20 protein-coding genes are annotated in these 24527 nt (G+C 72.2%); 6 read left to right on the plus strand and 14 right to left on the minus strand.

The window, feature by feature from the left end:
* Window positions 1–22: 22 nt before the first annotated feature.
* Window positions 23–2194, plus strand: a complete 2172-nt coding sequence (glgB, locus tag GPJ59_RS14770) for a 1,4-alpha-glucan branching enzyme (protein ID WP_219667596.1) — start codon at window positions 23–25, stop codon at window positions 2192–2194.
* A gap of 21 nt (window positions 2195–2215) precedes the next feature.
* Here the strand turns inward: glgB and GPJ59_RS14775 are convergent, their stop codons facing one another.
* Complete coding sequence (locus tag GPJ59_RS14775; RefSeq protein ID WP_219667579.1) at window positions 2216–2581, minus strand: thioredoxin family protein; 366 nt, start codon at window positions 2579–2581, stop codon at window positions 2216–2218.
* A 71-nt stretch (window positions 2582–2652) separates the two neighbouring features.
* Window positions 2653–3048: a MerR family transcriptional regulator gene (locus tag GPJ59_RS14780; protein WP_219667580.1), complete on the minus strand. Its 396-nt coding sequence runs from the start codon at window positions 3046–3048 to the stop codon at window positions 2653–2655.
* Window positions 3049–3384: 336 nt separating this feature from the next.
* Here GPJ59_RS14780 and GPJ59_RS14785 point away from each other — a divergent pair, with 336 nt between their 5' ends.
* Window positions 3385–4065 carry a helix-turn-helix domain-containing protein gene (locus tag GPJ59_RS14785; RefSeq protein WP_374200851.1) on the plus strand — a complete coding sequence of 227 codons (681 nt, stop codon included), beginning with the start codon at window positions 3385–3387 and terminating at the stop codon, window positions 4063–4065.
* Window positions 4066–4084: 19 nt separating this feature from the next.
* Here the strand turns inward: GPJ59_RS14785 and GPJ59_RS14790 are convergent, their stop codons facing one another.
* Entirely contained in the window at window positions 4085–5110 is a 1026-nt protein-coding gene (locus GPJ59_RS14790) for an ATP-dependent 6-phosphofructokinase (protein ID WP_219667581.1), read from the minus strand.
* A gap of 271 nt (window positions 5111–5381) precedes the next feature.
* Between GPJ59_RS14790 and pta the strand changes: the two genes are divergently transcribed.
* The 3 genes from pta to pyk all read left to right on the plus strand — a co-directional run bounded on the left by pta (window position 5382) and on the right by pyk (window position 10289).
* The gene (gene pta, locus GPJ59_RS14795; protein WP_219667582.1) at window positions 5382–7532 is read left to right on the plus strand and encodes a phosphate acetyltransferase; all 2151 of its coding nucleotides are present in this window, start codon (window positions 5382–5384) and stop codon (window positions 7530–7532) included.
* 55 nt (window positions 7533–7587) lie between these two features.
* A complete protein-coding gene (locus GPJ59_RS14800; RefSeq protein WP_219667583.1) occupies window positions 7588–8796 on the plus strand; it encodes an acetate kinase in 1209 nt (402 codons plus the stop codon).
* 62 nt (window positions 8797–8858) lie between these two features.
* A complete protein-coding gene (gene pyk, locus GPJ59_RS14805; RefSeq protein ID WP_219667584.1) occupies window positions 8859–10289 on the plus strand; it encodes a pyruvate kinase in 1431 nt (476 codons plus the stop codon).
* Between the two features lie 123 nt (window positions 10290–10412).
* On the opposite strand, the gene GPJ59_RS14810 is transcribed toward pyk, so the two are convergent.
* The 4 genes from GPJ59_RS14810 to GPJ59_RS14825 all read right to left on the minus strand — a co-directional run bounded on the left by GPJ59_RS14810 (window position 10413) and on the right by GPJ59_RS14825 (window position 14537).
* A complete protein-coding gene (locus GPJ59_RS14810) occupies window positions 10413–11681 on the minus strand; it encodes a hypothetical protein (protein WP_219667585.1) in 1269 nt (422 codons plus the stop codon).
* Window positions 11671–12210 (minus strand): DUF6114 domain-containing protein, encoded by a 540-nt coding sequence (locus tag GPJ59_RS14815; RefSeq protein ID WP_219667586.1) that lies wholly within the window; start codon window positions 12208–12210, stop codon window positions 11671–11673. Before GPJ59_RS14815 ends, GPJ59_RS14810 begins: the two co-directional genes overlap by 11 nt.
* Before the next feature lie 113 nt (window positions 12211–12323).
* Window positions 12324–12965: a DUF6230 family protein gene (locus GPJ59_RS14820; RefSeq protein ID WP_219667587.1), complete on the minus strand. Its 642-nt coding sequence runs from the start codon at window positions 12963–12965 to the stop codon at window positions 12324–12326.
* A gap of 600 nt (window positions 12966–13565) precedes the next feature.
* Window positions 13566–14537 carry a tetratricopeptide repeat protein gene (locus GPJ59_RS14825; protein WP_219667588.1) on the minus strand — a complete coding sequence of 324 codons (972 nt, stop codon included), beginning with the start codon at window positions 14535–14537 and terminating at the stop codon, window positions 13566–13568.
* 260 nt (window positions 14538–14797) lie between these two features.
* Here GPJ59_RS14825 and GPJ59_RS14830 point away from each other — a divergent pair, with 260 nt between their 5' ends.
* Window positions 14798–15448 carry a TetR/AcrR family transcriptional regulator gene (locus GPJ59_RS14830; RefSeq protein WP_219667589.1) on the plus strand — a complete coding sequence of 217 codons (651 nt, stop codon included), beginning with the start codon at window positions 14798–14800 and terminating at the stop codon, window positions 15446–15448.
* 109 nt (window positions 15449–15557) lie between these two features.
* Here GPJ59_RS14830 and GPJ59_RS14835 read toward each other — a convergent pair whose 3' ends face one another.
* From GPJ59_RS14835 to GPJ59_RS14865, 7 genes are all read right to left on the minus strand, one after another.
* Window positions 15558–17258, minus strand: a complete 1701-nt coding sequence (locus tag GPJ59_RS14835) for an acyl-CoA mutase large subunit family protein (protein WP_219667590.1) — start codon at window positions 17256–17258, stop codon at window positions 15558–15560.
* A 119-nt stretch (window positions 17259–17377) separates the two neighbouring features.
* Window positions 17378–18868: a CHAP domain-containing protein gene (locus GPJ59_RS14840; protein WP_219667591.1), complete on the minus strand. Its 1491-nt coding sequence runs from the start codon at window positions 18866–18868 to the stop codon at window positions 17378–17380.
* A gap of 55 nt (window positions 18869–18923) precedes the next feature.
* A complete protein-coding gene (locus GPJ59_RS14845) occupies window positions 18924–20399 on the minus strand; it encodes a M23 family metallopeptidase (protein ID WP_219667592.1) in 1476 nt (491 codons plus the stop codon).
* 54 nt (window positions 20400–20453) lie between these two features.
* Window positions 20454–21764 (minus strand): transglycosylase family protein, encoded by a 1311-nt coding sequence (locus GPJ59_RS38510; RefSeq protein ID WP_308120303.1) that lies wholly within the window; start codon window positions 21762–21764, stop codon window positions 20454–20456.
* A 450-nt stretch (window positions 21765–22214) separates the two neighbouring features.
* Window positions 22215–22544: a DUF3817 domain-containing protein gene (locus tag GPJ59_RS14855; RefSeq protein ID WP_219667593.1), complete on the minus strand. Its 330-nt coding sequence runs from the start codon at window positions 22542–22544 to the stop codon at window positions 22215–22217.
* A 43-nt stretch (window positions 22545–22587) separates the two neighbouring features.
* Entirely contained in the window at window positions 22588–23097 is a 510-nt protein-coding gene (locus tag GPJ59_RS14860) for a MarR family winged helix-turn-helix transcriptional regulator (protein ID WP_219667594.1), read from the minus strand.
* A 21-nt stretch (window positions 23098–23118) separates the two neighbouring features.
* On the minus strand, window positions 23119–24369 hold the full coding sequence (locus GPJ59_RS14865) for an MFS transporter (protein WP_219667595.1): 1251 nt from the start codon (window positions 24367–24369) through the stop codon (window positions 23119–23121).
* Window positions 24370–24527: the final 158 nt, after the last annotated feature.

The following is a 24527-nucleotide window of genomic DNA, read 5'->3' on the forward strand; positions in this document are numbered from 1 at the left end:
GCGCACCGAACCGCCGGGCACGGTGCGGCCGGCGCCCGCCCTGCACCCGGACGAGCGGGCGCGGCTGCTCCAGGGCCGCCACCACGACCCGCACGCGGCGCTGGGCGCCCACCCGCTGCGCGGCGGGGTGGCGATCCGGGTGCTGCGGCCGTACGCGACGGCGGTGACCGTCGTCGCCAAGGGGCTGCGGGCCTGCCTGCACGACGACGGCGACGGGCTGTTCTCCGGGCTGCTGCCGCTGCGCGAGGTGCCGGACTACCGGCTGCTCGTGACGTACGACAGCGACGAGGTGGAGGTCCACGACCCGTACCGGTTCCTGCCCTCGCTCGGCGAGCTGGACCTGCACCTGATCGGCGAAGGCCGGCACGAGGAGCTGTGGACGGCGCTTGGCGCCCGGCCGATGGAGCACCAGGGGGTGGCGGGCACCCGGTTCACGGTGTGGGCGCCCGACGCCCAGGGCGTGCGGGTCACCGGCGACTTCTCGTACTGGGACGCCACCGCCCACCCGATGCGCTCGCTGGGCGCGAGCGGGGTGTGGGAGCTGTTCCTGCCGGGCGTCGGCGAGGGCACGCAGTACAAGTACGACATCACCCGCCCGGACGGCAGCCACACACTGCGCGCCGACCCGATGGCGCGCCGGACCGAGGTGCCGCCGGCCACCGCCTCGATCGTGACCGCCTCGCACTACGTGTGGCGGGACGAGGAGTGGATGGCCGCGCGCGGCAGCCGGCCGGTGCACCGCTCGCCGTTCTCCGTCTACGAGCTGCACCTGGGCTCGTGGCGGCCGGGACTGGGCTACCGGCAGCTGGCCGAGCAGCTCCCGGCGTACGTCAAGGAGCTGGGCTTCACGCACGTGGAGTTCATGCCGGTGGCCGAGCACCCCTTCGGCGGCTCGTGGGGCTACCAGGTCACCGGCTTCTACGCGCCGACCGCCCGCATGGGCACCCCGGACGACTTCCGCTTCCTGGTGGACGAGCTGCACCGGGCGGGCATCGGGGTGATCGTCGACTGGGTGCCGGCGCACTTCCCGCGCGACGACTGGGCGCTGGCGGAGTTCGACGGGCGGCCGCTGTACGAGCACCACGATCCGCGCCGGTCGGCGCACCCGGACTGGGGGACGCTGGAGTTCGACTACGGGCGCAAGGAGGTCCGCAACTTCCTGGTGGCCAATGCCGTGTACTGGTGCCAGGAGTTCCACGTGGACGGCATCCGGGTCGACGCGGTGGCCTCGATGCTCTACCTCGACTACTCGCGCAACGAGGGCGAGTGGCTGCCGAACGAGTACGGCGGCCGGGAGAACCTGGACGCGGTCTCCTTCCTGCAGGAGATGAACGCCACCGTCTACCGGCGCTGCCCGGGCGTGGTGACGATCGCCGAGGAGTCCACCGCCTGGGACGGGGTGACCCGGCCGACGGACGCCGGGGGGCTGGGCTTCGGGCTGAAGTGGAACATGGGGTGGATGCACGACACACTGCGCTACCTGTCGAAGGAGCCGGTGCACCGCAAGTACCACCACCACGACATGACCTTCGCAATGGTCTACGCGTACAGCGAGAACTACGTGCTGCCGATCTCGCACGACGAGGTGGTGCACGGCAAGCAGGCGCTGGTGTCGAAGATGCCCGGCGACTGGTGGCAGCAGCGGGCCACGCACCGCGCCTACCTGGGCTTCATGTGGGCCCACCCGGGCAAGCAGCTGCTGTTCATGGGGCAGGAGTTCGCGCAGGGGGCGGAGTGGTCGGAGTCGCACGGCCCCGACTGGTGGCTGCTGGACCCCTCGTACGCGGCCGCCGGCGACCACCGGGGGGTGCGGGAGCTGGTCCGCGAGCTGAACCGGTGCTACGCGGCGGCACCCGCGCTGTGGGAGCGGGACTGCGTGCCGGAGGGCTTCGCGTGGGTGGAGGCGGACGCGGCGGAGGACAACGTCTACGCCTTCCTGCGGTACGCGGCGGACGGCACGCCCCTGCTGGCCGTGTCGAACTTCTCGCCGGTGGTGCGCCACGGCTACCGGCTCGGGGTGCCGGAGGACGTCCCGCTGTGGCGTGAGGTGGTGAACACCGACGACGAGCGCTACGGCGGCGGCGGTGTGCACAACGCCCGGCCGCTGCGCCCGGAGCGGGTGCCGGCGCAGGGCCGTCCGGCGAGCCTGAAGCTGACGCTGCCGCCGCTGGCGACGCTGTGGCTTCGGCCCTGACGGCCCCGGGCCGGCGGCGGCTCAGGCCCCGGCCCCGGCCCCGGCCCTGACGCCGATCACGTCCTCCAGCTCGGCGAGCAGCCGGCGCTTGGCGCGGGCCCCGACCATGGACTTCACGGGCTCGCCGTCCTGGAAGACGAGCAGGGTCGGCATGGACAGCACCCCGTACCGGGTGACGGTGTCGGGGTTGCTGTCCGCGTCGATCTGGACGACCTTGAGCCGGTCGGCCTCCTCGGCGGCCAGCGCGGAGAGCACCGGCGCCAGCTGCCGGCAGGGTCCGCACCAGTCGGCGGTGAACTCCACCAGCACGGGCCGGCCGCGCTCGCCGAGCACCTCGGCCCCGAAGTCCTGGTCGGTCACTTCCGCTACCCCGTGTGCGCGCACCATCGTCGCGTCCCCTCTCGTCGTCGTTACGGTCGTCGTTGCAGTCGTCGTTGCAGTCGTCGTTGCAGGCGTCGTCACGGCCCGGTCATCTCGCACCTCGGCGCGGCCTCCGGGCCGGCGGCCGCCTCGGCGTCGGCCAGTTGCCGCGCCACCTGGTCCCGTACGTCGGCCAGCCGGCCGATCAGCGCGTCGAGCTCGGCGAGCTTGCGCCGGTACACGGCCAGGGAGGCGGGGCAGCTGTCGCCCGCCGGGTGCCCGGCGCGCAGGCACTCCACGAAGGGCCGGGTCTCCTCCAGGTCGAACCCGAAGTCCTGGAGGGTGCGGATCTGCCGCAGCATCCGCAGGTCGTCCTCGTCGTAGGTGCGGTAGCCGTTGTCGGAGCGGCGGGCGGTGAGCAGCCCGCGCGCCTCGTAGTACCGCAGCGTCCTGGTGGTGGTGCCGGCCCGTCGGGCCAGTTCGCCGATGCGCATGGTGGCGACCGTATGCCTTGACGCCGACGTCAAGGCAAGAGCCGGGGAACGGGGAGGGGCGGGGGCCCTCACCACCCCCGTGCGCGAGGGCCCCCGTACGGATCACGGACGGGGCGGCCGTCCGGTTCACGGGGTGTGGGCCGGATCACTCCGTACGGGCCCGATAGGCTGGCCGGAACCGGACCCCGGGAAGTGGATCTCTTCCGGCACCGATTACCGGACGGTCGCCTGGAAACCCGCCCAAATCGCCGAACTCGGTGGGAGATTCCTACGAGTTGTGAGTTGGTTGGAACAGCCTGTAGTCGGCGGACCCCAGCCACTTCTACCGTGTGCCTCGTGCACTCCAGTCCTCCCTTCAACGCCCCCGCCGCCCGCCGCCTGCGCGCGGCCCTGGGCATGGCACCGGGCCACGTCGCCTACGGCCTGCGCGCCCAGTACGGGCTCCTCGTCGCGCCCGAGACCGTGATGGCCTGGGAACGCGGGGAGGCTTCGCCGAGCCAGGCGGAACTGACCGCGCTCGCCGGCGTGCTCTGGTGCGCCCCCGGTGAACTGCTCGCCGAACCCGTCACCCTGCGGGAGCACCGGCTGGCCCGGGGCATCTCGCCGGAGGACCTGGCGCGGCGGGTCGGGCTGGAGCCGGGCTCGTACCGGCGGATGGAGGACACCGGACGCTGGAAGGGCAACGAGCGCCAGTCCGCCGCGCTGGCCACGCTGCTCCAGCTGACGCTGCCCCAGTTCGTGGCCGCGACCGGCAAGCAGGAGGAGCTGGCGGAGCTGCTGCGCAACGCGGTGACCACGCGCTGGCAGGCGTACCTGAAGCCGCTCACCAAGCTGCTGCCGGTGCCCAAGGGGCACCTGGAGTGGGTGCTGGAGCAGCTGTACGACGACTACCAGTCGCGGATGGTGGCCACCTTGAGCTGGGGCAGCGGGGGCGAGGCCGGCAACGGGGGCGCGGGGAGGGACTTCCTCGCGGACATCGTCGGCCACTTCTGGGCGCTCGCCCGGGGTGCGGAATAGCCGGCCCGTCACATACCGGTCAGAAGACCGATTCGGCCTCGTCCATGCGGTTCGCCGGGACGGTCTTGAGCTCGGTGATGGCCGAGGCCAGCGGGGCCATCACGATGTCCGTGCCGCGCAGGGCGGTCATGTTGCCGAAGTCGCCGCGGTGGACGGCCTCGACGGCGTGCCAGCCGAAGCGGGTCGCGAGGACACGGTCGTACGCGGTGGGCGTGCCGCCGCGCTGGACGTGGCCCAGGATGACCGGGCGGGCCTCGGTGCCCAGGCGCCGCTCCAGCTCGACGGCGAGCCGGTTGCCGATGCCGGCGAAGCGCTCGTGGCCGTACTGGTCGATCTCGCCCTTCTCGTACGGCATGGAGCCCTCGGCCGGGTGGGCGCCCTCGGCCACGCAGATCACCGCGAACTTCTTGCCGCGCGAGAAGCGCTCCTCGACCATCTTGACCAGGGCGTCGACCTCGAAGGGGCGCTCGGGCAGGCAGATGCCGTGGGCGCCGCCGGCCATGCCGGACTCCAGGGCGATCCAGCCCGCGTGCCGGCCCATGACCTCGACGACCATCACGCGCTGGTGCGACTCGGCGGTGGTCTTGAGCCGGTCGATGGCCTCGGTGGCGACCATGACGGCGGTGTCGAAGCCGAAGGTGCGGTCGGTGGCGGAGATGTCGTTGTCGATGGTCTTGGGGACGCCGACGACGGGGAAGCCGGCGTCGGAGAGCATCCGAGCCGCGGTCAGGGTGCCCTCGCCGCCGATCGGGATCAGGGCGTCGAGCCGGTAGCGCTCCTGGAAGGCGGCGCAGTTGTCGGTGACCTCGCGCAGCCGGGCGCGCTCCATGCGGGCGGAGCCCAGGATGGTGCCGCCGCGGGCCAGGATGCCGCTGACGGAGTTGATGTCGAGGGCGCGGTAGTGGCCGTCGAGCAGTCCCTTGAAGCCGTCCTCGAAGCCGATGACCTCGTCACCGTGGCCGACCAGCGCGCGGTGCACGACCGACCGGATGACCGCGTTCAGTCCCGGGCAGTCGCCGCCTGCGGTGAGAACTCCGATACGCATCGTGCTGTGTCTCCTGCTCCTGGTCGTACCGGGCCGTACGCGTGCGGACGTACGGCCGTACCGATGACAGCCGTATTCAATACGCCTGTCCGATTGTTCCACGCGGCCGGGGGGAGGCGCGCTCGGTGGTGAGCCGCCCGGAGGGCCGTTGGGCCCTCCCTTCGGGGCCCTTTTGCTGGGGGGCGCACTACCCACCCGCAAGGGTATTGTCAAGAGGTCAAGCTCACCCTAGCGGGGAAAATCGAGTCGCACAGATGGACGGAGAGCACGCGTGACGCGCAGCGTGTACGTGACCGGCATCGACCGGGGGGACGGCCGGCAGGTCGTCGAGCTGGGAATCATGGAACTGCTGACCCGCCGGACGGGCCGGGTCGGGGTCTACCGTCCGCTGCTGCACGACGGCCCGGACCGGCTCTTCGACCTGCTCAGGTCCCGCTACCGGCTGGAGCAGGACCCGGCGACGGCGTACGGCATGGAGTACCACGAGGCCTCGGTGGTGCTGGCCGAGAAGGGTACGGACGAGCTGGTCTCCCGGCTGGTGGACCGCTACCACCGGGCCGCCCGCGACTACGACGTCATGCTGGTCCTCGGCACCGACTACGCCGACACCGCCCTGCCCGACGAGCTCGCGCTGAACGCGCGCCTGGCCAACGAGCTGGGCGCGGTGGTCGTCCCCGTGGTCGGCGGCACCAAGCAGACCGCCGAGTCGGTGGGCGCCGAGGCCCAGGGCGCCTACCGCGCGCTGGAGGGCCTGGGCTGCCAGGTGGTGGCGATGGTGGTCAACCGGGTGGCCGCGGAGGACCGCGCGGCGATAGCCGAGCGGCTGGCGGCCCGCCTCCCCGTCCCCTGCTACGTGCTGCCCGACGACAAGTCGCTCTCCGCCCCGACGGTCGCCCAGATCACCCGGGCGCTCGGCGGCGAGGTGCTGCTCGGCGACGAGGCCGGGCTCGCGCGCGACGCCCTGGACTTCGTCTTCGGCGGCGCCATGCTGCCGAACTTCCTGAACGCCCTGACCCCCGGCTGCCTGGTGGTCACCCCCGGCGACCGCTCCGACCTCGTGGTGGGGGCCCTCGCCGCGCACGCGTCGGGCGCCCCGCCGATCGCCGGCGTCCTGCTCACCCTGAACGAGCGGCCCGCCCCGCACATCCTGACGATGGCCTCGAAGCTGGCTCCGGGCACCCCGGTGGTGTCGGTGGCCGGCAACAGCTTCCCGACGGCGGCCGAACTCTTCGCGCTGCAGAGCCGGCTGAACTCCGCGACCCCGCGCAAGCTGGAGACCGCGCTCGGCCTGTTCGAGCGTCATGTGGACACCGCCGAGCTGCGCGACCTGCTGTCGGTGGCCCGCTCCGAGCGGGTCACCCCGATGATGTTCGAGCACGAGCTGCTGGAGCGGGCCCGCTCCCAGCGGCGCCGGGTGGTGCTGCCCGAGGGCGCCGAGGACCGGGTGCTGCGCGCGGCGGACGTGGTCCTGCGGCGCGGGGTGTGCGACCTGACCCTGCTGGGCGACGAGCAGGTGGTGCTGAAGAAGGCCGCCGACCTCGGCATCGACATCGGCGGGGCGCAGATCATCGACCCGGCGACCTCCCCGCTGCGGGAACGTTTCGCGGAGTACTACGCCCGGGTCCGCGCCCACAAGGGCATGACGGTCGAACTGGCCAACGACGTGGTCTCGGACGTCAACTACTTCGGCACCCTCATGGTCCAGGAGGGTCTGGCCGACGGCATGGTCTCCGGCTCGGTGCACTCCACCGCGGCCACCATCCGGCCGGCGTTCGAGATCATCAAGACCAGGCCCGACGCCGGCATCGTCTCGTCCGTGTTCTTCATGTGCCTGGCCGACCAGGTGCTCGTCTACGGCGACTGCGCGGTCAACCCCGACCCGAACGCCGAGCAGCTGGCCGACATCGCCATCCAGTCCGCCGCCACCGCCGCCGCGTTCGGCGTCGAGCCGCGGATCGCGATGCTGTCGTACTCCACCGGCACCTCCGGCTCGGGCGCGGACGTGGACAAGGTCCGCAAGGCCACCGAGCTGGTCCGCGCGCGGCGCCCCGACCTGGCCGTGGAGGGCCCGATCCAGTACGACGCCGCCGTCGAGCCCTCGGTGGCCGCGACCAAGCTGCCCGGGTCCGACGTGGCCGGCCGGGCGACGGTGCTGATCTTCCCGGACCTCAACACCGGCAACAACACGTACAAGGCCGTGCAGCGTTCGGCGGGCGCCGTGGCGGTCGGCCCGGTCCTGCAGGGCCTGCGCAAGCCGGTCAACGACCTCTCGCGCGGCGCCCTGGTCCAGGACATCGTCACCACGGTGGCGATCACGGCCATCCAGTCCCAGACGCCGGCCCCTGCGCAGACCCAGGCCGCCGCGTCGCAGCCGCACGCCCCGTCGCCGACGCAGGCCGCGTCGCCGACGCAGGCCCGCTAGTCCGCGGCCGGCCCGCCCCGAAGCCCGCTCCCCCACCGAAGGAAAGACCCTGACCGTGACCGCATCGCGCGTACTCGTCCTCAACTCCGGCTCCTCGTCGGTCAAGTACCAGCTGCTCGACATGGCCGACCGCAGCCGGCTCGCCGCCGGCCTGGTCGAGCGGATCGGCGAGGAGACCTCGCGCCTGGTCCACGAGCCGCTGGCCGGCGCCGGGGGCGGCAGGCGCGAGCAGACCGGCCCGATCGCCGACCACGACGCGGCCCTCAAGGCCGTGGCGGCGGAGCTGGCGGCGGACGGCCTGGGCCTGGACTCCCCGGAACTCGCCGCCGTCGGCCACCGGGTGGTGCACGGCGGCACCCGCTTCACCCGGCCGACCGTGATCGACGACGAGGTGCTCGCGGAGATCCGCGCCCTGGTGCCGCTGGCGCCGCTGCACAACCCGGCGAACGTGACCGGCATCGAGGTGGCCCGGCACCTGCGCGCCGACATCCCGCAGGTGGCGGTCTTCGACACGGCGTTCCACTCGACCATCCCGGACCACGCCGCGCAGTACGCCATCGACGCCGCGACGGCCGCGCGGTACTCCGTCCGGCGGTACGGCTTCCACGGCACCTCGCACGCCTACGTCTCGCGGGCCGCGGCGGCGCTGCTGGGCAAGGCGCCCGAGGAGGTCAACGTGATCGTCCTGCACCTGGGCAACGGCGCCTCGGCGTCGGCGGTCCGGGGCGGGGTGTGCGTGGACACCTCGATGGGCCTGACCCCGCTGGAGGGCCTGGTCATGGGCACCCGGTCGGGCGATCTGGACCCGGCGGTGATCTTCCACCTGGCCCGGGTCGGCGGGATGTCGGTGGACGAGATCGACTCGCTGCTGAACAAGAAGAGCGGTCTGCTGGGCATGTGCGGCGACAACGACATGCGCGAGGTGCTGCGCCGGGCCGGCGAGGGCGACGAGGCGGCCCGGACGGCGTTCGCGACGTACATCCACCGGCTGAAGAAGTACATCGGCGCCTACACGGCGGTGCTCGGCCGGGTGGACGCGGTGGTGTTCACGGCCGGCGTCGGCGAGAACGCGGCTCCGGTGCGGGAAGCTGCGGTGGCGGGTCTGGAGGAGCTCGGTCTCGTGCTGGACCGGGAAGCCAACGCGGTGCGCTCCGGTGAGGCCCGGCTGATCTCCCCGGCGTCCGCCCGGGTCGCGGTGGCCGTGGTGCCGACGGACGAGGAGCTGGAGATCGCCACCCAGGCCTACGAGCTGGTTACTCGCTAGTCACTTGGACTTTCCACCAGCCGGAATATTCCGCTGCGAAACAAACCGATAGGATCCGCTCCATGCGCCGTTCCAAAATCGTCTGCACGCTGGGCCCCGCCGTCGACTCGTACGAGCAGCTGAAAGCGCTCATCGAGGCAGGTATGAACGTGGCCCGTTTCAACTTCAGCCACGGATCCCACGCAGAGCACCAGGAGCGGTACGACCGCGTCCGCAAGGCCGCGGAGGACACCGGCCGCGCGGTCGGCGTCCTCGCCGACCTCCAGGGTCCGAAGATCCGCCTGGAGACCTTCGCCGAGGGCCCGGTCGAGCTGGTGCGCGGTGACGAGTTCACCATCACCACCGAGGACGTCCCGGGCGACAAGTCGATCTGCGGCACGACCTACAAGGGTCTGCCGGGCGACGTCGCCAAGGGCGACCAGGTCCTGATCAACGACGGCAACGTCGAGCTCCGGGTGACCGAGGTCGAGGGCCCCCGGGTGAGGACCATCGTCATCGAGGGCGGGGTCATCTCCGACCACAAGGGCATCAACCTGCCCGGCGCGGCCGTCAACGTGCCGGCCCTGTCCGAGAAGGACAAGGAAGACCTCCGCTTCGCGCTGCGCATGGGCTGCGACATGGTCGCGCTGTCCTTCGTCCGCGACGCGAACGACGTGAACGACGTCCACCGGGTGATGGACGAGGAGGGCCGCCGGGTCCCCGTCATCGCCAAGGTGGAGAAGCCGCAGGCCGTCGAGAACATGGCGGCCGTCGTCGCCGCGTTCGACGCCGTCATGGTGGCCCGCGGCGACCTGGCCGTCGAGTACCCGCTCGAAAAGGTCCCCATGGTCCAGAAGCGGCTCATCGAGATGTGCCGCCGCAACGCCAAGCCGGTGATCGTCGCGACCCAGATGATGGAGTCGATGATCACCAACTCCCGCCCGACCCGCGCCGAGGCCTCCGACGTCGCCAACGCCATCCTGGACGGCGCCGACGCGGTCATGCTCTCGGCCGAGTCCTCGGTGGGCGCGTACCCGATCGAGACCGTCAAGACGATGTCGAAGATCGTCGCCGCGGCCGAGCAGGAGCTGCTGTCCAAGGGCCTCCAGCCGCTGGTCCCGGGCAAGAAGCCGCGCACCCAGGGCGGCTCCGTGGCCCGCGCCGCGTGCGAGATCGCGGACTTCCTGGACGGCAAGGCGCTCGTGGCCTTCACCCAGTCCGGGGACACCGCCCGCCGCCTGTCGCGCTACCGCGCCGTGCAGCCGATCGTGGCCTTCACCACCGACGTGAACACCCGCAACCAGCTGACCCTGAGCTGGGGCGTGGACTCGTACGTCGTCCCGCACGTGAACAACACCGACGCGATGGTCGACCTCGTGGACGCCGAGATGGTCAAGCTCGGCCGCTACAACGCCGGTGACACGATGATCATCACCGCCGGCTCGCCCCCCGGCGTGCCCGGCACGACCAACATGGTCCGCGTCCACCACCTGGGCGGCGACGCCCGCGACTGACCCGCGGGCGCCGCAGGAACGCCAGTGGCCCACATCCCGGGAGGGGTGTGGGCCACTGGCGTACGGGCTGCCGCTCGGGGCCGCCGGCGGGGCGGGCGGAGCGGGCGGAGCGGGCGGGGCGGGCTACTCCGGCGGGCCGATGTAGTTCTTCAGGCCCGGGACCGTCAGGGTGCCGCCGAACTGGCCGGCCTGGACGACCTTGACGTTCGTGAAGAACGCGAAGGGGACGTTCAGCGGCGGCGGGCTCGTCGGGCTGAACTCGATCGGGATCAGCCCGAAGAGGTTGCCCTTGAGGGACTCGGTGTACATCGTGACCTTGCCGCCGCGGATCTGGGACGTGGAGCCCGGGCGGGACTTCAGGTGCGCGACGTTCGGGCCCTTGCCGACCGTCTGGTAGAGGTCCTTGATGTCCAGCGAGTCCGCCGTGAACTTCAGGACCTTCTTGGTCTTGCCGCTGCCCGTCTTCACCTCGACGATGCCCTCGTAGTCCAGGCCGTAGAGGGTCAGCAGGCTGCTGTCCAGGTACCAGGGCTCGTCCGGCAGGAGCGGGATGCCCTGCTCCAGCTCGGCATCGGCGAGCGCCTTCTCGTCCAGCGTCGGGCACGGGAAGGGCTGCTTGCCGTCCGCGTCGGCGGTGGCGCCGTCCTCTTCCTCGCCGTCCTTCGCGCCCGTCTCGTCCTTCGGCTTGGTTGCCGTGTCCTTGACGTCCTGCGGCAGCTCCTCGACCTTGGCGCCCGCCTTCTTCGCCGCCTCGCGGATCGCGTCCGCGGCCGGGTCCTTGGCCGGCGTGGACGTGCCCGGGGCCGGCGCGGCCGGGGTGGTGGCCGTGGGCGCGGGGGCCGGGGCGGTCGTCGGCGCGCTCGTGGCGGTCTTGCCGCCGATGCCGCCGAAGAGGTCCTTGAGCTTGTCGCCGACGCCCAGCGGGTCCAGCGGGTTGGTCGTCGCCGTAGGCGTCGGCGCCGTGGACTGGGTACCGGCCGAGGCGCTCGGCTTCGGGGCCGTCGGGGTGAGCGACGGCTTCGGCGTGGTCGACGCACCGGGCGACGCACTCGGCTTGGCGCTGGGCGAGGCACCCGGCGACGGGGACGTGGACGGCGTCTTCGTGGGCGACGCGGAGGCGGACGGGGAGGCCGACTCCGTGGGCTCGTCGGACCGTGTCACGCACGGTCCGGGGGCGAAGGGGATGTCCTGCTCGTCGGCGACGGCCAGCTTGGGGGCCATGCCCATCCCGACGAACACGGCCGTCGGCATCGCCGCCAGTGCCATGGTCTTGCCGACGGGTATCCGGACCTTCGTCAGCAGCGACTTCCTGGGCGCGGCGTGGCGCGCGCCCTTCCTCTCACGGGACTCGTCCCCAGGGGCCTCGGCCCGCTGCGTGTCGTCACCCCGCACTGTTCCTCCCGCCTTCGGCGTGGGCACTCTTCTCGGTGGCGTATCCGATCTCCGTCTCGCTGTCGCGGGGCGCGGGGACGCCGGCCGTCGCGAAGTCCTCCCCCGGCTCGGGCTCCTCGGCCACCGGCACGCCCGGGGCCCAGGCCAGCGCGAGGGCGCCGCCGACCAGTGAGCACAGGAAGCCGATGAAGAAGCCGCCGAGGTTCGACACCGGCAGGGACACCAGCGCGAGCAGGATCGCGGCGACACCCGCGAAGACCCGGATGGCCTGCTGGAACCAGAGGGCGACGCCCAGCGTGATCAGCAGGATGCCGATGATCAGCGAGCCGGCGCCGCCCGGGGTGCCCATCGCGATGGCGACGTTGCCGAGGCGGAAGTCGGCGTACGGGAAGTACACGATCAGCGCACCGCCCAGCAGGGTGAACAGCCCGGCCCAGAACGGCCGCTTGCCGCTCCAGGTGTGGAAGCGGTAGTACACGACGGTGAGCCAGTGGTCGCGAGCGGCGTTAACCGGGGCCTGGGGGTTCATGGACAACAGCTCCCTGGAAACGGTGGTACGGAGAACTACGTGGAGCGTCCGGACGGACGGACGGCTGCGTGGTGCAGCCGCCCGCCCGGCCGGTCAGGCAGCACGGGGACGGACTACTTCTCGTCCTCGTAGCACGGCTGGTCGCCGCCGAGCAGGCGCAGCTTGAGGTCGGGCAGCGTGAAGGTGCCCGCCGTCGTCGCCCACGCCTTCTGGCGCACGTTCGTCAGCGTCGCCGTCTTGGCGCGCTGCGAGAACGCGAACGGGCTCGCGACGGTGCCCGGCTGCGGCTTGGTGGTGTGGCTGCCGTCGCCGACCGCGACACCGATGTCCAGCTGGTCGAACTTCGCGTCCGCGTCGAGCTCGGCGACATCCAGGTAGATGTTGTCCGCGACCGCCGGACGGCCCTTGTGGCCCGTCTGGAGCTTCAGGGTGATGTTGCCGATACCGGGCACCGGGGTGACCAGCGACTGGCACATGTTGGTGATGGTGGCCTTCTTGAACCCGGAGATGGTGACCGGGTGCTTCTGCGGGTTGCCCTTGAGGTCGTGACCCTCGGCGATGCCGCCGTACTGGATCAGGTCCTCACCGACGAGCTGGTCGGCACGCACCTTGAAGTCCTGGCCGGAGACGCTGAAGGACGCCGCGAGAGCGCCCTGCGCCAGACCCACACCGACCGCGGCGGTGGCCGCGATGCTCGGCACCATGACGAGCGCGAAGCGCTTCCATCTGGTCCCGCCACGAACCTGGGAATTCATGTTGTTCCTCCTTCTCGGACGTACATCTCCGGTCCGGGCCCTGCCCGTCCTGGGATGGGAGAAGTGCTACGTCCTCGGGAAGGAGCGCTGGGGTCCGGGCGCGGATCCGCGTCAGGTACACCGGCGATCACCCCCGAGCGACAACCACTGGGCCACGCGTCCGCGCAACCTGGAGGACAGGCTCTGCCGGTGTGGCAGAGACCCCCCTGTCCCACGGCCGGGTGCCGTGGCCACCGACCGGCCCGGTGGGGACCCGTCCGCGGCTCCGGGTGAGCGGCGCTGCGGGACGGACCGAGCGTGGCCGATCGTGGTCCATTCACGGCCGGGGCACAAGGGGGTTCGTTACTGGCGGGTAACGGCTGGATAACCACAGCCCGACCCGCTGCCGTCGGTCGGCAACGCAGGGTGCCACCGAGGGCCACGACGAAGCGGGGGAATGAGGGAGGAACCCGACAGATCCACGGGTTCGATTTACTCCGAGTAACAGCGGCCGCGATTACCAAGTTTTGGCAAAGCGCGGCCGCTGTTAGTCACTTTGTCAACAGATCAACGACTCTCCGGCGACCACTGGCGGACCCCCGGCGGAGCCTGGGCGCGGGCCTAGAAGAGCACCCGCGCAAGGGCCGTACGGGCCGCGACGACGCGCGGGTCCTCGGCGCCCACGACCTCGAACAGCTCCAGCAGCCGGACCCGGACGGCGTCCCGGTCCTCACCCGCGGTGACCCGGACGGTGTCCACGAGCCGGCCGAAGGCGTCCTCCAGGTGACCGCCCGCCATGTCCAGGTCCGCGGCGGCCATCTGGGCCGCGACGTCCTTCGGGTCGGCGGCGGCCGCCGCCCGCACCGCCTGCGGGTTCGCGCCCTGCACCCGCGTGAGCAGCTCGGCCTGGGCCAGGCCCAGCTTCGCCTCGGGGTGGCCGGGGTCGTCGGCGAGCACGTTCTTGTACGCCTGGACCGCCCCGGGCAGGTCCCCGGAGTCCAGCGCGGTCATCGCCGCTTCGAGCAGGGCGTCGTACGGGCCGGGCGGCGCGGGGGTGGCCGCCTGCGCGCCCTCGGCGGCGGAGTCCACGACCAGGCCGGTGAGGCCGAAGCGCTGCTCGGCGATCTGGACCAGCTGGTCGAGGGTCTCGCGGACCTGCGGTTCGGGCGTCGGGCCCTGGAACAGCGGCAGCGCCTGGCCGGCGACCACGGCGAACACGGCCGGGATGCCCTGGATGCCGAACTGCTGGACCAGCAGCGGGCTGGCGTCCACGTCGACCCTGGCCAGCACGTACCGGCCGTTCGCCTCGACGGCGAGCCGCTCCAGCAGCGTGGTGAGCTCCTTGCTCGACGGCGCCCGCTCGGACCAGAAGTCGATGACGACCGGCACCTCGGCGGACAGCTGGAGCACATCTTCGAAGCCGGCCTCGTCGAGGTCGATGACGAGCGCCGACGGCGGTACGGCGCCGGGCGCGCCGCCGCCCTGCCGGGCGGCCTCCGCCCGCGCCTGCTCCGCCTTGGCCTTGGCCTCGCCGGCCGCCTTCACCGCGGCGAGGTCGACGACGCCGCTCATGGACATGTTTCTGGGCTGCATGCGTACATCCTCCCCCGTGTGCGCGCGCCGGCGAAAAAGATCGTCCGAATCGGTCGGTCAGGACCGGACGACCGTTCGGCGCCGGGTCCCCACCTGGCGCCTGTAGCTCGTGCGTGGTTGTCGCTCTTACGCTACGAGCCGTAGCGTAACTCGTCACCCCGCCCGGCGCTCCGTGATCTCCGGCACAGCGCTCCGCCGGGGGTACCCCCGGACGGACTCCGGGGGAGGACCGGGAGGCTACTGGCGGGTATGGTCGCGCCATGCCCCACGCACGTTCCGGATCGGATGCCTCCACTTCCGGCTCCACTTCCGGCCGCACCGGCCGCCCCCGCAGCGCCGCGGCGGACGCGGCGATCCTCGCCGCGACCCGGGACGCGCTGTGCGACCTGGGCTGGTCCAAGCTGACGATGGGCGACGTCTCGGCGCGGGCCGGGGTCGCCAAGACCACCCTCTACCGCCGCTGGGCGGGCAAGAACGAGCTGGTCGTGGACGCCGTGGCCGAGCTCTTCGACACCCTGGAGCTGCCCGACCGGGGCTCGCTGGAGGCCGACGTCGAGTACGTGGTCCTGCAGTTCGCACAGCTGCTGGCTCGGCCGGAGGCGCGGACGGCGCTGATGGCGGTGGTGGCCGAGTCCACCCGCGACGAGGCCCTGCGCGACCGGATCCGGTCGGCGATCGTGGAGCGGCAGAAACGTCTCGTCGTACTGGGCCGCGAACGCGCCCAGGCCCGCGGCGAGCTGCCGTACGAGGAGGCCGGGCCGCTCGCGGACCGCGCCACCGACCTGATCTTCGACGTGATCGCGGGCACCGTGGTCCACCGGGCCCTGGTCAGCGCCGAGCCGGTGGACGAGCTCTGGGTCGCCGCCTTCACGGCCCTGCTGATGCACGGCCTCCAGGGAACGGCGCCCTGACCGCGCGCGCCGCGCCGGTGCAGGACGGCCGGCCGCGGCCGCGCCCGATGGGGCGGGGCGGCCGCGGCCGGCCGGCGACGGGTCCGACCCGGGCCCGGACCCGGGTCCGTCAGAAGCCCGGGGGCTCCGTGTAGGTGCCCCACTCGTCCCGCAGGCAGTTGCAGATCTCCCCGAGCGTGGCCTCGGCCCGTACGGCGTCCAGCATCGCCGGGATCATGTTCGAGCCGTCGCGCGCGGCGGCCAGCATCGCGTCCAGCGAGGCCCGCACCTTCGCGTCGTCCCGGCGGCCCTTGCGCTCGCCGAGCACCCGGACCTGCTCCCACTCGACCTCGTGGCTGACCCGCAGGATCTCCAGGTCGCCGGTGACCGAGCCGTGGTGGACGTTGACGCCGACGACCCGCTTGTCGCCCTTCTCCAGCGCCCGCTGGTACTGGAAGGCCGACTCGGCGATCTCGCCCGTGAACCAGCCGTCCTCGATCCCGCGCAGGATGCCCGAGGTGATGGGCCCGATCGGGTGCCGCCCGTCCGGGTGGGCGCGCAGGCCGCGCTCCTTGATCTGGTCGAAGATCTTCTCGGCGTCGGCCTCGATGCGGTCCGTGAGCTGCTCGACGTACCAGGAGCCGCCCAGCGGGTCCGCCACGTTGGCCACGCCGGTCTCCTCCATCAGCACCTGCTGCGTGCGCAGGGCGATCTCGGCGGCCTGCTCGCTGGGGAGCGCCAGGGTCTCGTCGAGGGCGTTGGTGTGCAGCGAGTTGGTGCCGCCGAGCACCGCGGCGAGGGCTTCCACGGCCGTGCGCACGACGTTGTTGTACGGCTGCTGCGCGGTCAGCGAGACACCGGCGGTCTGGGTGTGGAAGCGCAGCCACTGCGCCTTGTCGGTCTTCGCGCCGTAGACCTCCTTCATCCAGCGCGCCCAGATCCGGCGGGCGGCCCGGAACTTGGCGATCTCCTCGAAGAAGTCGACGTGCGCGTCGAAGAAGAAGGACAGGCCGGGGGCGAAGACGTCGACGTCCAGCCCGCGGGACAGGCCGAGCTCGACGTAGCCGAAGCCGTCCGCGAGGGTGTACGCGAGCTCCTGCGCGGCCGTCGCGCCCGCCTCGCGGATGTGGTAGCCGGAGACCGACAGCGGCTTGTACGCCGGGATGCCGGTGGCGCAGTACTCCATCAGGTCGCCGATGAGGCGCAGGTGGGGCTCGGGAGCGAAGATCCACTCCTTCTGCGCGATGTACTCCTTGAAGATGTCCGTCTGCAGCGTGCCGTTGAGCACGGCCGGGTCCACGCCCTGCCGCTCGGCGGCGACCAGGTACATGCAGAAGGCCGGGACGGCGGGTCCGGAGATGGTCATCGACGTGGTGACGTCGCCGAGCGGGATGTCCTTGAAGAGGATCTCCATGTCGGCGGCGGAGTCGATGGCCACGCCGCAGTGGCCGACCTCGCCGAGGGAGCGCGGGTCGTCGGAGTCCCGTCCCATCAGGGTCGGCATGTCGAAGGCCACGGAGAGGCCGCCGCCGCCGGCGGCCAGGATCATCTTGTAGCGCTCGTTGGTCTGCTCGGCGTTGCCGAAGCCGGCGAACTGCCGGATGGTCCAGGTGCGGCCCCGGTAGCCGGTGGCGTGCAGGCCGCGGGTGTACGGGTACTCACCGGGCCAGCCGATCCGCTCGAAGCCCTCGTAGGTGTCGCCGGGCCGGGGTCCGTAGACCGGGTCGACGGCATCGCCGGAGAGCGTGGTGAAGTCGGCGTCGCGCTTGCGGGCCGTGTCATAACGGGCCTGCCAGCGTCGGCGGCCCTCCTCGATGTCGTCTGCATCCATACCTTCGAATTTACTAGGACGTCCTAGTAAATGTCGATGGCGAAAAGCCGAACGGGCCCGGAACGCTGTGGTTCCGGACCCGTTCGGCCCAGCCTGGCGCCCGCCGGAGCGGGCGCGGGTCAGTTGTAGGTGCCGGTGATCGCGATTCCGGCACGGCCGTAGGGCACGCCGGTGAGGTTGACGGAGCCGGCGGCGTCCCAGGTGCCGTTGACGTGCCGGATCGTGTGCAGCACCCGGTTGTCGGAGGTCACGAACAGGGCCTGGAGCTCGTTGTCCACCGCCGCCGCGGCCACGCCGGTGACGGTGGCGGCGGGCACGACGCCGGCCAGGGAGTTGAAGCCCGACCAGCTGCCGCTGGCGTAGCGGGCGCCGTGGAACTGCTTGGTCCCGCCGTTCGCGGTGATCACCAGCTGGAGGTCGCCGTTGCCGGTGCCGGCCACGGCCACGTCGTCCACCGAGGTGATCCCCGCCTCGGCCGCACCACCGGCCGCCGAAGCGTCACCGAACGCCGACCAGGTGCCGTCCGCGTGCCGCCTGCCGTGCTGCAGCACACCACCCTCCGACAGCGCCACCATCTGCAGCTCACTGCCACTGGCGGCGACCACGACCTTCTTCACCGCCGCACCACCCGGCCGGCCCACCGTTCCGAACGGCGTCCAGGTGCCGTCCGCCCGCCGCACCGAATGGTGGACCGTCCCGTCGGCCACCACGGCCACGTGCAGGTCCGCACCGATCGACACCGCACTGACCTGCGTGATGTTCCCCGGAGCCGCCGCCGCCCAGCTCGCGTCGCCGAACCCGGCCCAGGTGCGGTCGGCGAACCGGATGGTGTGGTACAGCCGGCCGTCGTTGCCGACCGCCAGCACGTGGGTGTCCCCGTTGACGCCCGCCTCGGCGACCCCGCGGATCCCGCCCGGGACCTCGCCGGCCACGTCCTGCACGTCGCCGAAGCCCGTCCAGGTCCGGTCCGCGCTGCGGACGGCGTGGTAGACCACCCCGCCCGCCTCGACGGCGACCTGGGCCCGCCACTGCGCCTGGGAGGCCGGCGGCTGCGGCGGGGTCGGCGGAGTGCTGGGCAGACCGGACGGCGATACGAAGGCCAGGGCCCGGCCCGCGCCCGGGTTGACGTACGTACGCCAGTTGAACCAGTTCTTGAAGGAGACCTTGTGGCTCTCGTTGCCGCCGACGGTCTGGATCTGCGTCCCGTCCGCGGAGACCCCGACGACCAGGCTGACGTGGTTGGCCTCGCCCGAGACCGAGCCGTCGTCGTCCCACAGCACCGCGTCGCCGACCTTCGGCCCGCTGGTGTGCAGGGTGCCGTTGCGCTGGCCGTACGAGTGGAAGCTGGCCGCGGCGGCGTTCAGGCCGGAGGTGTTCGCGCCCGCCTTGTTCCACACCCAGCGGGAGAACTCGGCGCACCAGGCGGAGGGGTAGACGCAGCCGTAGTAGGGGGAGCAGCTGTTGCCTACCTGGCTGCGGGCTATGTCCGCGACCGTGGTGGCATCGGCGGCGGCCGGGCCGGCCGAGACCATGCCCAGCAGCGGGGCGGCGAGGGCGGCGGCGGTCAGCAGGGCACGACCGCGCAGCGGCCGCTGGGAGTTCCTGAGCACGTGGGATGTCCTTCGGGTGTAGGGGTGAGGGGTGAGGGCGCGGGGCGGGCGCGGGTCAGCTGTAGGTGCCGGTGATCGCGATACCGGCACGGCCGTAGGGCACGCCGGTGAGGTCGAGCGAGCCGGTGCCGTCCCAGGTGCCGTTGACGTGCCGGATCGTGTGCAGCACCCGGTTGTCGGAGGTCACGAACAGGGCCTGGAGCTCGCCGTCGACGGCTGCGGTGGCGACCTCGGTGACGGTGGCCGAAGGCACGATCCCGGCCAGGGAGTTGAAGCCGGACCAGCTGCCGTTGGCGTAGCGGGCGCCGTGGAACTGCTTGGTCCCGCCGTTCGCGGTGATCACCAGCTGGAGATCGCCGCTGCCGGTACCGGCCACGGCCACGTCGTCCACCGAGGTGATCCCCGCCTCGGCCGCACCACCGGCCGCCGAAGCGTCACCGAACGCCGACCAGGTGCCGTCCGCATGCCGCCTGCCGTGCTGCAGCACACCACCCTCCGACAGCGCCACCATCTGCAGCTCACTGCCACTGGCCGCGACCACGACCTTCTTCACCGCCGCACCACCCGGGCGGCCGACGGTGCCGAACGGCGTCCAGGTGCCGTCCGCGCGCCGCACCGAGTGGTGGACCGTCCCGTCGGCCACCACGGCCACGTGCAGGTCCGCACCGATCGACACCGCACTGACCTGCGTGACGTTCGCCGGAGCCGCCGCCGCCCAGCTCGCGTCGCCCCACTCCGTCCAGGACCGGTCGGCGAGCCGGATGGAGTGGTACAGCCGGCCGTCGTTGCCGGCGGCGAGCACGTGGGTGTCCCCGTTGACGCCTGCCTCAGCCACGTCCCGGGCGCCGCCGGGGACCGAGCCCGCCGCGTCCTGCACGTTGCCGAATCCGGTCCAGGTCCGGTCCGCGTTGCGGACGGCGTGGTAGAGCACGCCGCCCGCCTCGACGGCGACCTGGGCCCGCCACTGCGCCTGCGGGGCCGGCGGCGGGGTGGTGTCCTGGCAGTTCTTGCTCGTCAGCGTCGAACCCATGCTGAACGGGGTGCCGTTGAACACGGACTGCTTGACGTAGCCGTTGTAGCGCTGCTCGTAGTGCAGGTGGGGGCCGGACGAGTTGCCGGTGCTGCCGACCACGCCGATCTTCTGGCCGCGGACGACCCGGGTCCCGGCGGACACGTCGTAGTCGTTCAGGTGGGCGTACAGGGTCTTGTGGCCGCCGCCGTGGTCGATGACGACGTGCTTGCCGTAACTGCCGCTCAGGGTCACGGCGGTGGTCACGGTGCCGTCGGCACTGGCCCGTACGTCCTGGTTGAGGGTGGTGGCGCTGCCGCCGTGCGTCCAGTCGATGGCCAGCGTGGAGGGGCTGTGGCCTGAGTAGGTCTTGCCGAGCCAGGACTGGCCGCAGCTGAAGGGCATCTGGTAGCCGGGCGTCGCGGCGTACGAGGGGGCGGCGGCGAGGGCCACCAGGGTGGAGGCGGCGATCGCGGCGCCGGTCAGGGAGCCCAGGGCGCGGCGGGTGAAGGTGACAGACATGGAAGGTCCTCGGAGGTCAGGAAGAAGGAAGTGTGAAGTCCGCCTGGGCAGCGGTCAGTTGTAGGTGCCGGTGACGGCGATGCCGGTCCGGCCGGCGGGAACCCCGGTGAGGTTGACGGAGCCGGCGCCGTCCCAGGTGCCGTTGACGTGCCGGATGGTGTGCAGCACCCGGTTGTCGGAGGTCACGAAGACGGCCTGGAGCTCGCCGTCGACGGCTGCGGTGGCGACCTCGGTGACGGTGGCCGAAGGCACGATCCCGGCCAGGGAGTTGAAGCCCGACCAGGTGCCGCTGGCGTACCGGGCGCCGTGGAACTGCTTGGTCCCGCCGTTCGCCGTGATCACCAGCTGGAGGTCGCCGCTGCCGGTCCCGGCCACGGCCACGTCGTCCACCGAGGCGATCCCGGCCTCGGCCGCACCACCGGCCGCCGAAGCGTCACCGAACCCCGTCCAGGTGCCGTCCGCGTGCCGGATCCCGTGCCGCAGCACCCCGTCCTCGGACACGGCCACCATCTGCAGCTCGCTGCCGCTGCGGGCGACCTCCACCGTCGACACCGGCGCCCCGCCCGGGCGTCCGACGGCGGCGAACGGCGTCCAGGTGCCGTCCGCGCGCCGCACCGAGTGGTGGATCGTCCCGTCGGCCACCACGGCCACGTGCAGGTCCGCACCGATCGACACCGCGGTGACCCGGGTGATGTTCGCCGGCGCCACCGCGGCCCAACTCGCGTCGCCCCACTGCGCCCAGGTCCGGTCGGCACGCCGGACCGCGTGGTACAGCCGGCCGTCGCCGCCTGCCGCGAGGACGTGGGTGTCCCCGTCGATGCCCGCCTCGGCGAGGTCGCGGGCCCCGCCCGGCACCGGGTTCGCCGCGCCGGAGACGTCGCCGAACCGGGTCCAGGTGCCGTTGTCGAACCGGGTCGCGTGGAAGACGCCGCTGCCCGACTCGACCAGGACCTGGGCCTTCCAGGAGGCCGCGGGCGCCGGGGGCGTCGGGGCGTCCGGGTAGGGGTCGGCGTGGTCGGCGCCCAGCCCGGCCTTCCGGCCGCAGCTGGGCCAGGCGCCGGGGCCCTGACCGGCCAGGATCTTCTCGGCGATCAGGATCTGTTCCTTCTTGGTGGCCTGGTGCGGGAGGGCGGCGTACTGCGTGCCGCCGTAGCCCCGCCAGGTGGAGCCGAGGATCTGGAGGCCGCCGTACAACCCGGTGCCGGTGTTGATGCTCCAGTTCCCGGAGCTCTCGCACTGGGCGACCTTGTCCCAGGTGGCGACGCTCGCGGCGAAGGCCGGGTGGGCGAGGGAGGAGAGGAAGAAGGACGAACCGATCGCCGCGGCGGCGGCGATCAGGACGGCTGGGCGCCGCAGAGCAGGCATGAAGGACCCCCGTTGGTGGTGCATGGCTGAGGAAGGTGGTGCAGAGGAAGGTGATGCAGAGGACGGCGACGCCGGATGAATCCGGGCGAAATGCCGCGAAGCAGGGTGAATCTGGCGCCGTGGCGAACGGCACGCCTCAGGCGGCGTGCCTCAGGCGGCGTCCTCAGGCGGCGCTGAGAAGGTCGGGAAGAAGGTTCAGGACGTGGCACGCGGATCGGGTGCGCCCCGCGGTGGCGTCGTCCCGTTCCACCGGCTGCTGTTCGCTGCCGATGTGAAGATCATGTCCGCAGGTCGGAGCCCGGTCCATGGGCTACGGGTGGCCCGAACCGTCCCTGACCCGTTCCGTCCAACGGGTCCCAGGAAACGCGAAAGAGGCCGCCGAGCCGCTGCTCCAGCAGTGCTGGAGCAGCGGCTCGGCGGCCTCCACAAGCAGTGGGGGACGCGCCCCGGTCAGGCGGTGGCGGTCACCGGGGAGCCCTCGATCAGGGGCTCGACCTCGGCGCGGACCTTGTGTTCGACGAAGAAGGCGGCGAGCGGGATGGTGCCGGAGACCATGACCCAGATCATCTTCCCGAACGACCACTTGGCCTTGGAGCTCAGGTCGAAGGCGAAGACCAGGTAGACCATGAAGAGGACACCGTGGATCTGCGAGACCACGAGGGTGAGGCCGGCGCCGGTGTCGAAGCCGTACTTGGCGACCATGCAGGCGCAGAGGATGAGGAGCATGACTGCGGTCAGGTAGGCCATCGCCCGGTAGCGGGTCAGCACGCTTCGTTTCATGCCCACGAGCGTAGCCGCCCGAATGGGGCGATCTTGACGGGGGCTACTCCTCCTCGAAGTCGGCCGCGGCCACCCGCAGCGGGCGGAGCATCGCGAAGATCTCCGCGCACTCCTCGTCGTCGTAGACGCTCAGCCCGAAGTCCATGTCCATCAGGTCGCGGGTCGCCGCCTCGACCACCTCGCGGCCCTTGTCCGTGATCGACGCGAGCGTGCCCCGGCCGTCGTTCGGGTTGGGGCGCTTGGCCACCAGGCCGGACTTCACCAGCCGGTCCACCGTGTTGGTCACCGAGGTCGGGTGCACCATCAGCCGCTCGCCGATCTTGGACATGGGCAGCTCGCCGGCCTTGGAGAAGGTGAGCAGCACCAGCGCCTCGTAGCGGGCGAAGGTCAGCCCGTACGGCTTGACGACCGCGTCGACCTCGCCCAGCAGGATCTGGTGCGCGCGCATGATCGAGGTGATCGCTGCCATCGAGGGCACCGGGCCCCAGCGCTGCTTCCAGAGTTCGTCGGCGCGGGCGATGGGGTCGAAGGCGAGGCTGAGCGGCTTGGACACACACCAGACCTTACCCGTCGGTCATTTGGCGGTCAGTCCTGTCTCACTCCTCGGCCCTACGACTTCGGAAGCGGGCAGGGGCCCGGATCGCCCGGCGGCCCGCAGCTCCGCGAGCAGGAGCAGGACGCACACCGCCCCCAGCGCCCCCGCCCCGGCGACGACCAGGTGCAGCGGCAGGAACTCGGCGGCCAGGCCGGCCAGCGCCATGCCCGTACCCTGCGCGGTCATCAGGCCGGTGCTCAGCAGGGTCATGGCCCGGCCGCGCAGCTCCTCGGGTACGGCGTCCACGTACCACTGGTCCAGGCCCAGGGTGTGGGCGTGGGCGAGCCCGGTCAGCACCAGCAGGACCAGCAGGACGGCCGTCCCGGGCCGCAGGGCGTAGCCGAGCAGCGGCAGCGTACCGGCGACGGCGAACGGGGCGACGATGCGCGAACGGCTCCGGGCGCTCAGCGCCGAGCCGGCCCACAGTTCGCCCGCGATGGTGCCGACGGGCATCGCGCACATCAGCAGCCCGAGGACGGCGGTGCCCGCTCCGACGTCCTCGGCGTAGGGGGTCATGAGGGCTTCGGGGACGACGGTGAAGAGGGAGGGCAGCCAGAACATCAGGGTGAGCGCGCGGATGCGGCGGTGGCCGAGGACCGCGCGGAGCCCGGCGAGCGGGGAGGTCCGGCCGGCGCCGGCCGCGCGGGCGGGACGGCGGCGGGTCCCGAAGCGGAGCAGCAGGGCGGAGGCGAGGAAGCCGGCGGCGGTCAAGGCGAGGGCGCCGCGGGGCGGGACGAAGACCAGCAGTACGCCGCCGAGGCCGAAGCCGGTCAGCTGCGCGCTCTGCGCGACCATGCGCAGCAGCGAGCGCCCGAGGACGTAGGCCTCGCCGGGGCCGAGGATGTCGGCGAGGGAGGCGTTGCGGGTGCCCTGGAAGAGGGGCGCGACGACCGCCAGGGCGCAGCGCAGCACGAGCAGTGCCGCGACGGGCGTGCCGGGCAGCACCATGGCGGCCGCGCAGGCGGCACACACCAGGTCGCACACGACGAGCACGCGGCGGGCGGGGTAGCGGTCGGCGAGGGGGGCCAGGAGGGTACCGCCGAGCATGTAGGGCAGGAAGCCGAGGGCGAAGGTGAGCGCGCTCATCAGGGGCGAGCCGGTGAGGCGGTACACCAGGACGGTGAGCGAGATCTCGGCGACGACGAGGCCGAGGACGGACAGCAGGTGCGCGACGAACACGGGCCGGAACTCCGCGACGTGGAAGACCGCACGATAAGAACCACTGGTCATACGCCGAGCCTCCACACCCGGGCCTGCCCCGACCCAGGGATTCGGCACTGGCCGAATGTCCGGCGGGGGCGGGGGCGGTTGGCGCCGGCGCGGCGGCGAGCGGCGCCGGGGCGCGGAGCGGCGGCGGGGGCCGGGGTGCCGGGGGGGGTGGGGGGGGG

Source organism: Streptomyces bambusae, from assembly GCF_019400985.1.
GTDB lineage: Bacteria > Actinomycetota > Actinomycetes > Streptomycetales > Streptomycetaceae > Streptomyces > Streptomyces bambusae_A.

What these genes read in the sequence shown, in the direction of transcription:
- GPJ59_RS14775 (WP_219667579.1), bottom strand. Translation starts at nt 2,581, where the DNA reads ATGGTGCGCGCACACGGGGTAGCGGAAGTGACCGACCAGGACTTCGGG.
- GPJ59_RS14780 (WP_219667580.1), bottom strand. Translation starts at nt 3,048, where the DNA reads ATGCGCATCGGCGAACTGGCCCGACGGGCCGGCACCACCACCAGGACG.
- GPJ59_RS14790 (WP_219667581.1), bottom strand. Translation starts at nt 5,110, where the DNA reads ATGCGTATCGGAGTTCTCACCGCAGGCGGCGACTGCCCGGGACTGAAC.
- pyk (WP_219667584.1), top strand. Translation starts at nt 8,859, where the DNA reads ATGCGCCGTTCCAAAATCGTCTGCACGCTGGGCCCCGCCGTCGACTCG.
- GPJ59_RS14815 (WP_219667586.1), bottom strand. Translation starts at nt 12,210, where the DNA reads ATGAACCCCCAGGCCCCGGTTAACGCCGCTCGCGACCACTGGCTCACC.
- GPJ59_RS14820 (WP_219667587.1), bottom strand. Translation starts at nt 12,965, where the DNA reads ATGAATTCCCAGGTTCGTGGCGGGACCAGATGGAAGCGCTTCGCGCTC.
- GPJ59_RS14825 (WP_219667588.1), bottom strand. Translation starts at nt 14,537, where the DNA reads ATGCAGCCCAGAAACATGTCCATGAGCGGCGTCGTCGACCTCGCCGCG.
- GPJ59_RS14830 (WP_219667589.1), top strand. Translation starts at nt 14,798, where the DNA reads ATGCCCCACGCACGTTCCGGATCGGATGCCTCCACTTCCGGCTCCACT.
- GPJ59_RS14835 (WP_219667590.1), bottom strand. Translation starts at nt 17,258, where the DNA reads ATGGATGCAGACGACATCGAGGAGGGCCGCCGACGCTGGCAGGCCCGT.
- GPJ59_RS14845 (WP_219667592.1), bottom strand. Translation starts at nt 20,399, where the DNA reads ATGTCTGTCACCTTCACCCGCCGCGCCCTGGGCTCCCTGACCGGCGCC.
- GPJ59_RS38510 (WP_308120303.1), bottom strand. Translation starts at nt 21,764, where the DNA reads ATGCCTGCTCTGCGGCGCCCAGCCGTCCTGATCGCCGCCGCCGCGGCG.
- GPJ59_RS14855 (WP_219667593.1), bottom strand. Translation starts at nt 22,544, where the DNA reads ATGAAACGAAGCGTGCTGACCCGCTACCGGGCGATGGCCTACCTGACC.
- GPJ59_RS14865 (WP_219667595.1), bottom strand. Translation starts at nt 24,369, where the DNA reads ATGACCAGTGGTTCTTATCGTGCGGTCTTCCACGTCGCGGAGTTCCGG.